At 40.9% G+C, this 14,129-nt stretch carries 14 protein-coding genes; 3 read left to right on the forward strand and 11 right to left on the reverse strand.

Features of this window, described 5'->3' with window-relative positions:
* The first annotated feature begins 114 nt into the window (after positions 1 to 114).
* The 3 genes from HMPREF9189_RS06160 (at position 115) to HMPREF9189_RS06170 (ending at position 2,743) form a co-directional block, all read left to right on the forward strand.
* Positions 115 to 924 (forward strand): Cof-type HAD-IIB family hydrolase, encoded by an 810-nt coding sequence (locus HMPREF9189_RS06160; protein WP_000593600.1) that lies wholly within the window; start codon positions 115 to 117, stop codon positions 922 to 924.
* Positions 925 to 1,068: 144 nt separating this feature from the next.
* Positions 1,069 to 1,977: an ABC transporter ATP-binding protein gene (locus tag HMPREF9189_RS06165; protein WP_000859682.1), complete on the forward strand. Its 909-nt coding sequence runs from the start codon at positions 1,069 to 1,071 to the stop codon at positions 1,975 to 1,977.
* Between the two features lie 10 nt (positions 1,978 to 1,987).
* Positions 1,988 to 2,743: an ABC transporter permease gene (locus HMPREF9189_RS06170; RefSeq protein ID WP_000581981.1), complete on the forward strand. Its 756-nt coding sequence runs from the start codon at positions 1,988 to 1,990 to the stop codon at positions 2,741 to 2,743.
* Positions 2,744 to 2,781: 38 nt separating this feature from the next.
* On the opposite strand, the gene HMPREF9189_RS06175 is transcribed toward HMPREF9189_RS06170, so the two are convergent.
* From HMPREF9189_RS06175 to HMPREF9189_RS06225, 11 genes are all read right to left on the reverse strand, one after another.
* Positions 2,782 to 3,660 carry a sensor histidine kinase KdpD gene (locus tag HMPREF9189_RS06175; RefSeq protein WP_001106750.1) on the reverse strand — a complete coding sequence of 293 codons (879 nt, stop codon included), beginning with the start codon at positions 3,658 to 3,660 and terminating at the stop codon, positions 2,782 to 2,784.
* Positions 3,660 to 4,358 carry a response regulator transcription factor gene (locus HMPREF9189_RS06180; protein WP_000146573.1) on the reverse strand — a complete coding sequence of 233 codons (699 nt, stop codon included), beginning with the start codon at positions 4,356 to 4,358 and terminating at the stop codon, positions 3,660 to 3,662. Before HMPREF9189_RS06180 ends, HMPREF9189_RS06175 begins: the two co-directional genes overlap by 1 nt.
* 106 nt (positions 4,359 to 4,464) lie before the next feature.
* Positions 4,465 to 5,202, reverse strand: a complete 738-nt coding sequence (locus HMPREF9189_RS06185) for a TraX family protein (protein WP_000759296.1) — start codon at positions 5,200 to 5,202, stop codon at positions 4,465 to 4,467.
* A gap of 144 nt (positions 5,203 to 5,346) precedes the next feature.
* On the reverse strand, positions 5,347 to 6,222 hold the full coding sequence (gene aguB / locus HMPREF9189_RS06190; protein ID WP_001246739.1) for an N-carbamoylputrescine amidase: 876 nt from the start codon (positions 6,220 to 6,222) through the stop codon (positions 5,347 to 5,349).
* A 9-nt stretch (positions 6,223 to 6,231) separates the two neighbouring features.
* Positions 6,232 to 7,317, reverse strand: a complete 1,086-nt coding sequence (gene aguA / locus HMPREF9189_RS06195; RefSeq protein ID WP_000573465.1) for an agmatine deiminase — start codon at positions 7,315 to 7,317, stop codon at positions 6,232 to 6,234.
* Positions 7,314 to 8,441: a carboxynorspermidine decarboxylase gene (gene nspC / locus HMPREF9189_RS06200; RefSeq protein WP_000764386.1), complete on the reverse strand. Its 1,128-nt coding sequence runs from the start codon at positions 8,439 to 8,441 to the stop codon at positions 7,314 to 7,316. Before nspC ends, aguA begins: the two co-directional genes overlap by 4 nt.
* A complete protein-coding gene (locus HMPREF9189_RS06205; protein ID WP_000088753.1) occupies positions 8,441 to 9,700 on the reverse strand; it encodes a saccharopine dehydrogenase family protein in 1,260 nt (419 codons plus the stop codon). Before HMPREF9189_RS06205 ends, nspC begins: the two co-directional genes overlap by 1 nt.
* Positions 9,697 to 10,557 (reverse strand): polyamine aminopropyltransferase, encoded by an 861-nt coding sequence (gene speE / locus HMPREF9189_RS06210; RefSeq protein ID WP_000366736.1) that lies wholly within the window; start codon positions 10,555 to 10,557, stop codon positions 9,697 to 9,699. The genes HMPREF9189_RS06205 and speE overlap by 4 nt, the downstream gene beginning before the upstream one ends.
* Positions 10,558 to 12,018, reverse strand: a complete 1,461-nt coding sequence (locus tag HMPREF9189_RS06215) for an aminotransferase class I/II-fold pyridoxal phosphate-dependent enzyme (protein WP_025168513.1) — start codon at positions 12,016 to 12,018, stop codon at positions 10,558 to 10,560.
* Between the two features lie 591 nt (positions 12,019 to 12,609).
* Positions 12,610 to 13,626 carry a hypothetical protein gene (locus HMPREF9189_RS06220; RefSeq protein ID WP_000533840.1) on the reverse strand — a complete coding sequence of 339 codons (1,017 nt, stop codon included), beginning with the start codon at positions 13,624 to 13,626 and terminating at the stop codon, positions 12,610 to 12,612.
* A complete protein-coding gene (locus tag HMPREF9189_RS06225) occupies positions 13,619 to 14,086 on the reverse strand; it encodes a hypothetical protein (protein ID WP_000817463.1) in 468 nt (155 codons plus the stop codon). Before HMPREF9189_RS06225 ends, HMPREF9189_RS06220 begins: the two co-directional genes overlap by 8 nt.
* Between the last annotated feature and the right edge of the window lie 43 nt (positions 14,087 to 14,129).

A 14,129-nucleotide genomic window follows, 5' to 3' on the forward strand; every position in this document is an offset into this window, starting at 1 on the left:
GAATTGTCATCGAAACGTCCTAAACTGCAAAATCAATTAGCTCCTGTCCCTTTTACCATTATCTTCTCTAAAATATGCTATAATAAGAGCAAAACACCTAGAGAAGGAAGTCTTATGATTAAACTACTAGCCTTGGATATGGACGGAACCCTCCTTAATGAAGCCAAGGAAATCCCGCAAGCCCACATCACTGCTATTCACCAAGCCATTGAAAAAGGTGTCAAACTGGTTCTCTGTACAGGCCGCCCGCTTTTCGGTGTTCTTCCTTATTACAAAAAACTGGGTCTTGATCTCCAGAATGAGTATGTCATTGTCAATAATGGTTGCTCAACCCACCAGACCAGTGACTGGAGTCTAGTTGACTGGCAAGAACTCAGTCCAGCAGATATTGAATACCTCTATGACCTAGCTGAAAAAAGCGACGTCCAGCTAACTCTTTTTGATGAAGAACATTATTTTGTCCTCGGTGGTAAGCCTAATCAAATCGTTCAAAATGATGCCAAGCTAGTCTTTTCAGACCTGACTGAAATCTCCCTTGAGCACGCGACTAGTGGCAAATATCGGATGTTCCAAGGCATGTTTTTAGGAACAAAAGAACAAACAGACGATTTTGAGCAACGGTTTGCTGAGGAGCTCTGCCAACGATTTAGCGGCGTTCGTTCGCAACCTGTCATTTATGAAGCGATGCCACTTGGAACCACAAAGGCTACTGCTCTTTCTCGACTAGCCGAGATTTTGCAGATTGATTCCTCAGAAATTATGGCCATGGGTGATGCTAATAACGATATCGAAATGCTCCGGTTTGCAGGCCTTGGTATTGCTATGGGAAATGCTAGTGACCATGTCAAGTCCCTTGCCAATGACGTTACAGCCAGCAACGAAGACGACGGCGTCGCGCGTGCCATTGAGAAGTATATTTTATAGAGAAAATTCCCAGTTAAATCCTTAACTGGGTTTTTGACATTTTAAAAATCAGAAAACTTTAGAAACTCTTTAGAATTACTTGAGCTTTCTTTGATTTCTATACCTTATACTAAAGTTAGAAAAATAAATCAAAAGGAGAAAATCATGAAAACAGTACTCGAAATTCATGGACTGACCAAACAATTCGGCCAACAAGCTATTCTTCAAGATCTTAGTCTAACCATAAAAGAGGGGGATATTTATGGTCTAATTGGAAAAAACGGAGCAGGAAAAACTACTCTTATCAAAATCATTACACAATTATTGTTTGCGGACAAAGGTACAGTCTCCCTCTTTTCTAGTCAAGAACAAAATGAGTGGACCAAGGCTTTATCTCGAGTGGGTTCTGTTATCGAATCACCTGTAGCCCATAATCACTTAACAGCATACCAGAATCTGAAATATTATTGTATGATACGTCATATTCCAAATGCTGATATAGTTATTCGAGAAATGCTGGACTATGTAGGTTTGTCAAATACAGGTAAAAAGGTCTTTCGTGATTTCTCACTAGGAATGAAACAAAGACTTGGTATCGCTATTGCTCTTCTCTCCAAACCAGACTTCCTGATCTTAGATGAACCTATCAATGGACTTGACCCAATCGGTATTAAAGAATTTCGTCTAATGATTCAACGGCTTAATCAAGAAAAAGGGATAACCATTCTCATCTCTAGCCATATCCTATCGGAACTCTATCTCCTAGCTAATCGCTTTGGTATCTTAGATCAAGGTAAGATTATCCGTGAAATCAGTAAAGCGGAATTTGAAACACTGAGTGAGGATTATATTGTGCTTAAAACAAGCGACAAAGAAAGAGCTTGTCAGGTATTGAAAGAACAAATCCAGCTCCAGTTTAAGGTTGTCAATCCAGAAAATGAAATCCATATCTTTGGTAATGAACAAGATGTCAAACAGATTCTTAAACAACTAACTTTGGCCGATGTTGCTATTGATGAGATTTACTTTGCCCGTCAAAACCTAGAAGAATACTTCACACAATTGGTAGAATAGGAGAAAAATCATGATACATACCATTCGAGCAGATTTTTACCGTCTCTTTCGCTCCAAAGGATTCTGGATTACAGAGTTCATTCTCTTTGCTCTCATGCTAATGGGCGCAACAATAGGAGCTACAGGACATCTGATGTCAGTAAATACCACACCTGAAACAGAATTTCCGACCAAAGGTTGGGACGGGGTCCAAGCTCTTATCAACGCGTCTAGCAATGGTTCAAACCTCGTTTTTCTCTGCATCGTCCTGACATGCCTCGTTCTTGGAGTTGATTTAATCGGCAAACTCTATAAAAATAGTTTGACAGTTGGCGTTTCTCGTACAGAGTTTTTCCTTGCTAAATCCTTTGTTCTAGCAAGTATTGCTCTCTTACAACTCATCGCCAGCCTTGTTATTGCCTTTATTCCAGCAACTATCTTAAATGGATTTGGGACCATGCCTGATGGATTTATTGGCAATCTATTGATAACCATTTCCCTTCAATTTCTCTGCCTTCTCGCTTGGCTTTCGATTGTTTCCTTTATTCTCTACCTGACTCATTCTTATCTTGCTGTATTTATCGGCTATCTAATTAGTTCTATCATTCTTTCTACGCCAATGCTTCTTTTCCCAGACATTGAAATTCTACGATATTTAATCCTAGATTTTGCCTATGCTATGACTAGTAATAGTCAATCTATTCTCTATACCATCACGGTTTGCGTAACGGTCATACTTTTCTTCTCTTTCAGTGGACTGATTATTTTCAAGAAGAAAAGCTTATAAAAAGGACCTCCTCTAGAATATAGAGGAGGTTTCTTCTGTTAAAAATAAATAAAGACTGAAAACCATTCTCCATCAGTGGCTAGCTTCATATCCGCTCCAAGAAGATGAACTAATTCCTCAGTAATATAAAGACCTAAACCAGAGGATTCTTCTGTATCCGACATATTTTCAGAATAAAAACGATTACTGAGATTGTCTATATTCTTAATAGGTTTTTTGACTAGGTTACCAATTTCCAAAACAGGCCTATTTTCTTCCTTTTTCAAAGAAAGTCGAGCCTTCTCCTTGCCGTGCTTGAGAACATTTCCAAGGAGGTTTTGTATAATTCGATCAAGCAAGTCCTCATCAGTCGTCGTTTTCAATCCTGGTTCAACGTTAAAATCAAGAACAATCTGTGAAGATTGGAAAACGTCATAATAAGCTAAAGTCTTTTTCGTTATAAAAGTTGATAAATCAAGTTCTTCCAATTTCGGTTTGACTGCTCCTTCCATCAAATGACGGTATTCGAGGAGGGCCTCCAGACGTTTGGAAACCAAATCCTGATGATGTGCTATTTTATTTAAGGTTTCTGAACTATTATTGGGGTGTTTTATTAGTTGCTGGGTATATCCTGAAGCGATTGTCAAAGGTGTGCGAATATCATGAGCAATGTTACTGATTGCCATATCTAGGGTGCGTTTTTCACGCTTCATGATTAGCTGATTTTGCTCCACTTCTTGAAATAGATTCTCAATTTGGTTATGTAGACGCAAAATGGTCTTTGAAAAGAAATTTACACCAATCCTCTTCATGCTACCAGAGCGAATCTTTTCTTCGATTTGTCTGCTTAAATCTCTAATTGCTATATGATAGCGAATCAAAGAAATCGCCAAAATGATGTTAGTAAGGAGCAATATTGATATCAAAATGTAATTCATTATTTGTCTCCTTTTAATCGAACACCAACTCCCCAAATGGTTTCAATGTACTCATGATTTGGATCCAGTTGATGCAGTTTTTTACGGAGATTGCTTAAATGAGTGTTGAGCGTATTGTCTCCAGGCAGGTAACTTTCTTCCCAAATCAATTCATAGAGTTCTTCTTTGGTGAAGATCTTTTTAGGATGCTGGAGCAACATTTGGAGAATCTGGCACTCTTTCTTTGCAAGGCGAATGGTTTCAGTTGCGTTACTTATTTCAAAACTATCCGCATCGAACTGGATATTTTTAAAGTTTTGTACGAGGTTATCAATTTCTCTTCGATCTCCTGACTGATGTTCACCACTTTGGCGTAATTGCACGGTGACTCTGGCAAAGACTTCGTCCAAATCAAAAGGTTTTACTACATAATCATTGGCACCGTCTAGTAGATATTGGCTGATGAGCTTTTTATCACCTAAAGCAGTAAGCATGATGACCGGAGTCTGATTCGTTTGTCGAATAGCTTGCAAGACTTGGTCGCCATTTTTCCCAGGAAGCATGATATCTAGCAAAACGAGATCAATGCAACCTTTATCAAATTGCATGATACCTTCTGTGCCTGAAAATGCTTGAATCACCTCGTGTTCCTCTGCAAGAAGGGTTCTTAAAATTTCCTGGATTTCATTATTATCTTCAATTACAAGAATGCTCGCCATAAACCTCGTCCTTTCTATAACTATTATAACATGTTTTGTTAGGATTTTCTGACACAGAAAAGCTCCTCTCACATTTTAAGCAAGAAGGAGCTAATGAATATGGAATCTACTTAACCAAATAAGCAATCAAAGTTATGATCCATAGATGAGCTGGGTAGAAAATATAAAAGAAATATTTACTCCAGACGGTTTCCTTACCTCGCTGTCCATTATACAAGGCCATAAAAGGAAAGACGGTGATAAAGAGCCAGTCAGAATTGAAAAGCATCATTTCCAGTGTTTGGTGCCAAGTGTCGTAAATTTGGATGGAAGTCACTAACAAGAAGGCCCACAGAAAAGCATAGAGGAGATTTCGCAAGCCCTTGCGATTTCGACAAGAGTAACTAATCAAGAGAAATGGTAGCATGGTGATACCACCCTCGGTAAAAAGACAACCGAAAATCAAGAGACCAACAAGCCCAATCCGACGCCACAACTTCTCTTTTTTATCTAGCTCTTTTCTAGGAAAACCAATCCAAAGCATGGTAACACCGATGGCCAAAGTCAGGAAAATGTTATTATTGACCATTACTCCTTTGGATGCAAATAGGGCATTGAGGAGGCTATTTCCAGCAAACATGATAAGCGCCCAACTCCAGAGACGGATGAGGTAGTTTTTCAAATTTCGAGTATGGATGAAGCCTTCCATAGCCATATAGACAAACCAAACTCCCACACAACGAGTCATAGCGTGAAAGATACCTTCCCACAGAGGAGAAACTATTCCCGTGATATGAGGGATATGATCTAGAACCATTACTGCCGCCATCAGATACTTCAACTGTGTCGCACTCCATTTTTTCATAATAAACCTCTTTCTTTTTGATCTATTTAGAGTATAGCATACATTTCCATGTATAATCGTACACCTATCTTACATTTAAAAAGCCTATCTTACATTTTTGTAAGACAGGCGTGAATATCAAAAGTTTATTATGAAAGATACCTTCTAGTCGGTAATCCGTTGGTACATTTCTGGTCTTCTATCTCGAAATAGTCCCCAGTTTAGGCGCTCGCTTGCTCCCTTATCCAGGTCATAAGTTGCAATCAGAACAGCCTCACCTTGCCTTTCAGCTCGCTCTAGAATAGCTCCTGTTTCATCCGTCATAAAGGAGGAGCCGTAGAAGTCAAGACTGGAACTCTGTCCACCATTTTCCTCACTAGGAGTGACTTCTTCCAAACCGTAACGATTGGCTGCAATGACAGGGACAATATTCGCTGCTGCGTGTCCTTGCATAGTACGTTGCCAATGTCCACAACTATCCGTATCCAAAATTGGCTCTGAACCAATAGCTGTAGGATAAAAGAGCAATTCTGCCCCATTCAATGCAAGACAGCGCGCTGTTTCAGGGAACCATTGATCCCAACAGATACCGATACCAATCTTAGCATAGCGAGTATCCCAGACCTTGAAACCTGTGTTACCTGGCGTAAAATAAAACTTTTCTTGATAATAATGGTCATCTGGTATGTGGGTCTTTCGATAAACACCCAACACTTCCCCATCTGCATCAATAACGGCAATAGAGTTATACAAGACATTGCCATCTTTTTCATAGAAACTAATGGGTAAAACGACCTGTAGTTCCTTGGCAATCACTTTAAAATGCTGAATAGCCGTATTCTCTGTAACCGACTGGGCATACTGGTAGTAGTCATACTGACGCTCCTGACAGAAATAGGGACGTTCAAATAATTCAGGCAAGAGAATAATTTGGGCTCCTTGCTCAGCAGCCTGACGTACTAAACGCTCCGCTGTTTGAATATTTGTTGCCACATCCTTGGCGCATTGCATCTGGATCGCTGCAACTCTTACATTTCTCATCTTTTTCTCCTATTCTGGGATTTGTTGGGTGATACAGTGGATATTGCCACCACCTAAGAGAATATCTCTGGCTGGTATTCCGACAACTTGGCGGTCTGGGAAACACTTGCTGAGAATATCTAAAGCCACTTGGTCGTTTACATCCTTAAACTGTGGAACTAAGACAGCCTTGTTGGCAATATAAAAATTGACATAGGAAGCCGCAAGACGCTCGCCCTCATAACGCTCCTCTTCCCCATCTTCATAGATATAGCCTGGTAAATCCTCCTTAGAGACAACCTGACGAATAGCTGGGATAGGAAGCTTATGAATAGTGAAAGGGCGACCTTTCGCATCTGTTTCCTTCTCTAAAAGGGCAAGGTCGGCTGCAGACATGGCATACTGAGGATCGCTTTTGTCGTCTGTCCAAGCTAGAACAAGCTCTGCAGGACCAACAAAGGCAACAACATTGTCAACGTGTTCATTGGTTTCGTCCTGATAAATACCATAGGGAAGCCAGATAACTTTTTCAGCGCCAAGGCTCTCTAATAAGGTGTTTTCGATTTCCTCTTTACTGAGATGAGGATTGCGACCAGCGCTTAGTAGGCAACTTTCAGTCACAAGAATGGTTCCTTGACCATCGCTGTGTATCGCTCCACCTTCCAGTACAAAAGGTTTAGCCTCGTAAACAGGCATTTCCAAGGTCTCAGCAAAAAGACTGGCCACTTGGTCATCTGCTTCATAATCTTGATAAAGACCATCCACAGCACCACCCCAGGCATTGAAAGACCAATCAATTGCCAACTTTTCTCTTTTTTCATTGAGTAGAATGGTCGGACCTGTATCACGCGCCCAGGCATCATTGGTGGGAATGTCTAAATAAACAACCTTGTCTCCTAGATAGGACTGGGCTTCAGATAGATAGTCCTGCTCCACCAAAAGGTAAACCCTTTCCCCTTCTGCTATAGTCTTAATAATCTGGCTAAATGCTTTTTGGGCAGCCTTTCCTTGAAAAGGCCATGAACCTGGTCGAGTCGGCCAGATCATAAGGGTACCATGATGAGGTTCGTACTCTGCTGGCATACGGTAGCCTGCTTTTTTCGGAGTTTCTATCATGATAATCTCCCTTTAAAGTCTTGATAGCCGAAGGCTTTGACTAAGCTGCAATTACCTTGCTCGTCCATGAGATAGAGACTTGGCAAGCCAATACCGTTAAAGGTATTATTTTTGACAAATGAGTAAATAGCCATGTCTTCGAAATAAAGTCTATCTCCAATTTCAACTGGATTTTCAAAACTATAATCACCAATCACATCACCCGTCAGACAGGTATTGGAAGAAAGTCTATAAGTATGGGCTTTTTCTTTTGCCTCAAAGCCATTTCTCAAAGGTGGGCGATAGGGCATCTCAAGTACATCTGGCATATGGCAGGTCGCGGAGGCATCTAAAACCAAGATCTCCATACCGTTTTCTACAATATCCAGTACTTCAGTTGCCAGATAACCTGCATTAAGCACAATGGCTTCACCCGGCTCGATATAAACTTCAAGATTGTAAGTTTCTTGGATACGCTTGATTTCAGAAATCAGCAAATCCACATCGTAGTCTTCTCTCGTGATGTGGTGGCCGCCACCCATATTGAGCCATTTGACCTCATGTAAGTATGAACCAAACTGAGCTTCTACTGCTTTCAAAGTTGTCTCTAAATCATCTGCCCCCTGCTCACAAAGGGTATGAAAATGAAGCCCATCCACTAAGTCCAGCAAATCACTCGGTATCTTGTCTGAAGTCACTCCAAAACGGGAGCCAGGTGCACAAGGATCGTAGAGCGCGTGATCTCCTTGAGTTGAACACTGTGGGTTGAGGCGCAAACCGATACTGATACCAGCCTCTCGGCAACGAGGACCGTGTTTACGCAACTGTCTCTCTGAGTTGAAGACGATATGGTCCGTTATCTCTAGCAATTCCTCCAAGTCTGCATCCTTGAAAGCTGGCGCAAAAACATGGACTTCCCCCGGGAATTCTTCTCTAGCTAGCTTGGCCTCATAGAGACCACTTGCAGTTGTGCCCGATAAATACTGGCTAATCAAGGGATAGGTTTTGTAAAGAGAATATGCCTTCTGGGCAAGCAAAACCTTGCAACCGGCTTCTTCTTGTACATATTGTAAAATGCGGCAGTTGGTTTCTAACTTTGCCAAGTCAATCACATAAGCTGGTGTTGGTACTTGTTCTAGCTTCATTAGTCCACCATGTGTGGATTTTCAACCACAACCCAAGGCAAACCATACTCATTCAAAGCTTCCATGAATGGATCTGGATCCAATTCTTCAAGATTGTAAACTCCAGGTTGTTTCCAAGTACCGTTCATAACCAATTTTGTCCCAATCATAGCTGGAACACCAGTCGTGTAAGAAATGGCTTGTGAACCAACTTCTGCGTAACATTCCTGATGGTCGCAAACATTGTAGATATAGATAGTCTTCTCAACACCGTCTTTGACACCTGTAAAGATACAGCCGATATTGGTTTTTCCAACTGTACGTGGGCCAAGGCTGGCAGGATCTGGAAGCAAGGCTTTTAAGAATTGAATCGGAACGATATCTTGTCCATTAAAGTTAATAGCATCCGTACGAAGAAGACCAACGTTTTCCAAGCATTTCATATGCGTTAGATAAGATTGGCCAAAAGTCATAAAGAAACGAATCCGTTTAACACCTGGAATGTTTTTCGCCAATGACTCAATTTCTTCATGGTGAAGGAGATACATATCTTTTTGTCCAACTTGAGGGAAATCATACTCACGCTTGATAGACATAGCTTCGACTTCGACCCATTTTCCATCTTCCCAGTAAGAACCTGGCGCAGAAACCTCGCGGAGATTGATTTCTGGGTTAAAGTTTGTTGCAAATGGATAACCGTGGTCACCACCATTACAGTCTAAAATGTCGATATAGTGGATTTCATCAAAATAGTGTTTAAGGGCGTAAGCAGAAAAGACGCTGGTCACACCTGGGTCAAAACCAGAACCAAGTAAAGCTGTCAAGCCTGCTTCTTTGAATTTTTCCTGATAAGCCCACTGCCATGAGTAGTCAAAGTAGGCTGTAAAACCAAGTTCCTTGCAGCGTTTTTCATAGATAGCACGCCACTCAGGATCTTCTGTGTCCTCAGCTTCGTAGTTGGCTGTGTCAATATAGTGGACACCTGTCGCCAAACACGCGTCCATAATGGTTAAATCTTGATAAGGCAGAGCTACGTTCAAAACAGCTTCTGGTTTGTAGCTTTCAATCAAGGCAGTGACTTCTTCTACCTTGTCAGCATCAAGAGCAGCTGTCTCAATCTTTGTACTTGTTTTGTCTTCTAATTTAGCCTTCAAGTCATCGCATTTTGACTTGGTACGGCTAGCAATCATAATTTCTGTAAATGTTTCGCTATCTTGACAAATCTTTGAAATAGCAACTTGGGCAACGCCCCCACATCCAATAACTAATAAACGACTCATTTTTTCCCTTCCTCTTCTTCTAAAATGTCCTCAACATACTTGGGCAACATAAAGGCACCCACATGTAAGTTTGCAGTGTAGTATTCTGTGAAAAGCTGACGTTTTTTCCAGCCTTCCTTGTCAAAATCTTTGACAGGGTGGTATTTTTTCGATGCAAATCCAAACAACCAATAGCCCGCTGGACTGGTTGGGATATGGGCCTGATAAACCCGACTGATTGGAAAGGCTTGATTGACCTTGCGGTGCATGCTTCGGCATGCTGACTCATCCTCGTCAAAGAAGGGACTCCCATGCTGATAGATCATGATTCCGTCTTCTTTCAAGGCTCTGTAACTGTTACCGTAAAATTCCTTGGTAAAGAGCCCTTCCGTATGTCCAAATGGATCTGTCGCATCGTTGATGATAATATCGTAGTCATCTTCACAGTTTCGTAAAAAGCGTAGCCCATTTTGGTAGTAAATGGTAACACGAGGATCATCTAGCCCTGCAGCAAAGCCTGGAAAATACTCACGACAGACCTCAACCAACATCTCATCTGGTTCCACAATATCGATTTGTTCCAGCTCAGGATAGAGTGTTAAAATTTGGGCAACACCACCGTCACCACCCCCAATAACCAAGACTTTCTTTGGATTGGGATGCACGGCCATAGGAACGTGAACTGTCATTTCGTTGTAGACAAAATCATCTGCATCTGAGAACAAGACGTGCCCATTTAAAATCAAAACCTTTCCAAAAGCAGGCGTGTCTAAAACTTCAATATCCTGCCATTCACTTTGACCAGAATACAGCTGTTTGGCTGTTCTCATCGTTAACTTGACATCTGGTGTATGAACTTCAGAAAACCATAAATCCATTTAGCTCTCCTTTCTCTCAATAACATTGATGTGATTGACCTCTGGGTCTTCCGTCCCTTGGAGAGAACAACCACGTTCTTTGGCAAACTGGATATAATCCACAATGTTTCGTGTAATGCGTTCACCCGGTGCTAGGATTGGAATCCCTGGAGGATAGCACATGACAAATTCTCCACAGACTTGTCCGACCGATTCGTCTAAGGTCAAACTTTTTCTCTCTGAATAAAAGGCTTCCTGAGGAGAAAGGACTAACTCTGGTTGGATATATTCTCCAGCAATCAAGTCCTTTCCATCTCTTGAATAGAGTCTCTTAATATCAGCCAAAGCACCGACCAGACGCTCTATGTCTTGGATACGGTCGCCGATGGAAATATAAGCCAAGATATTGCCAATATCCCCAAACTCAATCTGAATATCATATTCGTCTCGCAGGAGGTCATAAACTTCGATACCTGTTAAGCCAATACCCTGAGTGTAGACTGACAGCTTGGTCACGTCAAAATCACAGACCGACACACCGTCTATTAACTCTTTTGAGTAGGCATAGTAACCACCGATAGCATTGATTTCACGACGAGCATACTCGGATAGTTCAATAACCTTCTCAAAAGACTCTTTACCACGAAGAGCTAGATTACGACGTGAAATATCCAAACTAGCCATCAACAAGTAAGAGGCAGATGTAGACTGGGTCAGGTTGATAATCTGACGAACGTATTCAGGATTCATATGCTCCCCGACAAGCAGGATGGAGCTCTGAGTCAAACTCCCACCAGACTTATGCATAGAGACCGCCGCCATATCAGCGCCAGCGTCCATAGCAGATAGTGGCAATTTGTCTGTAAAATGCAAATGCGCTCCATGAGCTTCATCTACTAAAACCAGCATGCCAGCTTTATGAGCCATTTCCGTTAAACCCTTGAGGTCTGAACAAATACCATAGTAGGTAGGATTGTTGATTAGGATAGCTTTAGCATCCGGATGTTCCTTGATGGCCTGTGCAACACGGTCATTTTCAAGACCTAAAGCGATGCCAATTTTAGGATCTACACTCATCTCGATATAGATGGGAATGGCACCACATAGAACCAGCGCATTGATAGCAGATTTGTGAACATTTCGCGGCAGAATAATCTTATCTCCAGCCTTGCAGGTGGAAAGAATCATAGTTTGAACAGATGATGTTGTTCCACCAATCATGAGAAAGGCATGCGCTGCTCCAAAAGCATCCGCAGCCAGCTCCTCTGCATCTCGAATAATCGAAATGGGATGGCCTAGATTATCCAAGGGTTTCATAGAATTGACATCAATGCCAACACATTTTTCTCCCAACAATTCAACAAGTTCTGGATTTCCCCGTCCGCGTTTATGACCTGGTACATCAAAGGGGACAATCCTTTTCTTTCGTAGCTTGACCAAGGCCTCGTAAATTGGGGCTTGGTTTTGATCTAACTTCTTCAAGACATACTCCTTTACCATATTTTTAGCACCTCAAGAAGATAAAGGCGACTAAAGGTTGACTTATGAAAAAAGAGCAGGTTTTCACCTGCTCTGCAATCTTCTGACGTGTGTATTTTGGTTTCTGTTGAGTATGTCTGTTCCTGATGTTTCCTAACTCTCTAGTAGCAAATATTACGTACTTTATTGATCGTTTCACAAGATGACGTGTGCTTTCACCACACTAAAATTTATGAATTAGGACAAATATCCTAACATCAACTTATAAAAGTAGGCTTTTAACCCTATCAATAATGTGGCTTTTCAACCACGCTTCGGCATTCAACCCTGCCTGTCCGTAGGCATTTTTTACTCGGGTTTATATTTGCTAGAAAACATCATCTCATTTTCTAAGCTTCATTACTATATCATGTTTTCAGGGACTTGTAAAGTATTTTGTGAAACTTTTTTAAAGAATTTCATTTTTTGTTCGTAAAATGGTATTTAACGATAAAAAGAAATCGTTTTAAATTGAAATCAAAAAACAAAAACAGGAACTAAATCGATTAGTTCCTTTGTTGAATCGTAAGTATAGTCAGTTATTCAAAATCTTATCTACTTATCTCGTGCTACTTGAACAGCTAGTTCAAAATCAGTCATCATATAATTTTCATCTAGGCGGATGAGACCATAGTACTCATTCCAAAATAGTGAATCGCTGTTGCTGGACCACTTTAATCCATACCATAGTTGAGTGACATCACTTGTATTTGATGGCGGAATTGACCATAGATGCTTCTTGAAAGTTTCTTGAACAAGAGAAACATCCAGTCGTGTAGTCAAGTCAAGTTCATTTAATTTGAAAGTAATAGAATGTTTTTTCGCTGCCTCAATACTGTCCTTGTTAAATCGAACCTGAATAACCTTAGAATCTTCTATAGCCACATCATGGTCCTCAGCACCGTAAAAGGAAATACTGCCCAGTACTATGCCATCTTTTGCTAGGAGATAGGGAGCGTAAGGAACAGCATTGCTATCAAGCCTGAAGCCTTTTTCGATGGTAACTGTTTTATCTCCAGGATACTTTTGGAAACTGTTACTTGTCAGGAGGTCTTCATAATCGCTACCACCATCGCCCTGTCTTACATAGAGGTCAAATCCAGCGTCCATCAGCTCACTGGATTTAGTTTCAGCTAAAATGATTTTACTTTCATTAATTTGTAAAATCGGTGCTTGAGGTGGCAAACCAATCGTGAGATTAAACGTGACTCCTACTAGAAAGACCATCAAAGTTATAAGGAGGGCAAGCATAGACTTCCCAGTTCGTTTTCTTGCATTGAAAAGGGCCATTAGAGCAGGTAGGAGGATCATTTTGGCTAAAATAGAATTCCCAACACCGCCTCTATTTAAGGTCTGAAAGGCAAAGATCCCTGCGATGGCAATCAGTGTCAGGTAGACCAAAATCTCGCCTAGACCCAGTTTTTCTGTTCGAGTTTGTTGATTTACAGGAGTTTCGTACAATGACTGTCCATTCTCTTTCCTCTTTTTTAGAAAGAGATAAAAACCCAGACCTAGCAGCAGATTAAAGATTGCAAAAGCAATTAAAGTACCTATAATCACTGTTCTACCCATGGCTCTCTACTCCTTTATGTTCTCTCTCAAATCTTATCTTACTCTTTAGTACCCAATTCCCAATCAATAAAACCAGCAAGAAGAAGGGGCCGCCTTCTATCAGCACAATGGGTAAAGCCACTAGAGCAATCATCAAAAAACTAGCTTTCTTTTGACGCCAACTACTGCCCCATTCTCCGTTTATCAGTGCCCCTAAATAGTCGATGTAATCAGTAAACCAAGTCAATAAGGGATTTTGAAAATCATTGAGCCTTAGGTAAATGAACATAGCAGAATATAGCAAAACATAAAGAATTCCAAGGACTAGAATAATCTTTTGACTAGTTCGAGTAGCCTCTAGAACGATTTTTTCTCTCTTCTCTGGTTTTATTTCCTTGAGACTTGGATTCTTACAAGAGAGTTTTTCAAATCTATGGTCCAGAAATCGGTAGAGATAATATTTTTTTATATCACGCTTCATAAAACCCCCAATCTAGGAAAGACACTCAATTATAAATCATGGT

The organism is Streptococcus sp. oral taxon 071 str. 73H25AP (assembly GCF_000146755.1).
Lineage (GTDB): Bacteria > Bacillota > Bacilli > Lactobacillales > Streptococcaceae > Streptococcus > Streptococcus oralis_T.

What these genes read in the sequence shown, in the direction of transcription:
- HMPREF9189_RS06160 (WP_000593600.1), top strand. Translation starts at nt 115, where the DNA reads ATGATTAAACTACTAGCCTTGGATATGGACGGAACCCTCCTTAATGAA.
- HMPREF9189_RS06165 (WP_000859682.1), top strand. Translation starts at nt 1,069, where the DNA reads ATGAAAACAGTACTCGAAATTCATGGACTGACCAAACAATTCGGCCAA.
- HMPREF9189_RS06170 (WP_000581981.1), top strand. Translation starts at nt 1,988, where the DNA reads ATGATACATACCATTCGAGCAGATTTTTACCGTCTCTTTCGCTCCAAA.
- HMPREF9189_RS06175 (WP_001106750.1), bottom strand. Translation starts at nt 3,660, where the DNA reads ATGAATTACATTTTGATATCAATATTGCTCCTTACTAACATCATTTTG.
- HMPREF9189_RS06180 (WP_000146573.1), bottom strand. Translation starts at nt 4,358, where the DNA reads ATGGCGAGCATTCTTGTAATTGAAGATAATAATGAAATCCAGGAAATT.
- HMPREF9189_RS06185 (WP_000759296.1), bottom strand. Translation starts at nt 5,202, where the DNA reads ATGAAAAAATGGAGTGCGACACAGTTGAAGTATCTGATGGCGGCAGTA.
- aguB (WP_001246739.1), bottom strand. Translation starts at nt 6,222, where the DNA reads ATGAGAAATGTAAGAGTTGCAGCGATCCAGATGCAATGCGCCAAGGAT.
- aguA (WP_000573465.1), bottom strand. Translation starts at nt 7,317, where the DNA reads ATGATAGAAACTCCGAAAAAAGCAGGCTACCGTATGCCAGCAGAGTAC.
- nspC (WP_000764386.1), bottom strand. Translation starts at nt 8,441, where the DNA reads ATGAAGCTAGAACAAGTACCAACACCAGCTTATGTGATTGACTTGGCA.
- HMPREF9189_RS06205 (WP_000088753.1), bottom strand. Translation starts at nt 9,700, where the DNA reads ATGAGTCGTTTATTAGTTATTGGATGTGGGGGCGTTGCCCAAGTTGCT.
- speE (WP_000366736.1), bottom strand. Translation starts at nt 10,557, where the DNA reads ATGGATTTATGGTTTTCTGAAGTTCATACACCAGATGTCAAGTTAACG.
- HMPREF9189_RS06220 (WP_000533840.1), bottom strand. Translation starts at nt 13,626, where the DNA reads ATGGGTAGAACAGTGATTATAGGTACTTTAATTGCTTTTGCAATCTTT.
- HMPREF9189_RS06225 (WP_000817463.1), bottom strand. Translation starts at nt 14,086, where the DNA reads ATGAAGCGTGATATAAAAAAATATTATCTCTACCGATTTCTGGACCAT.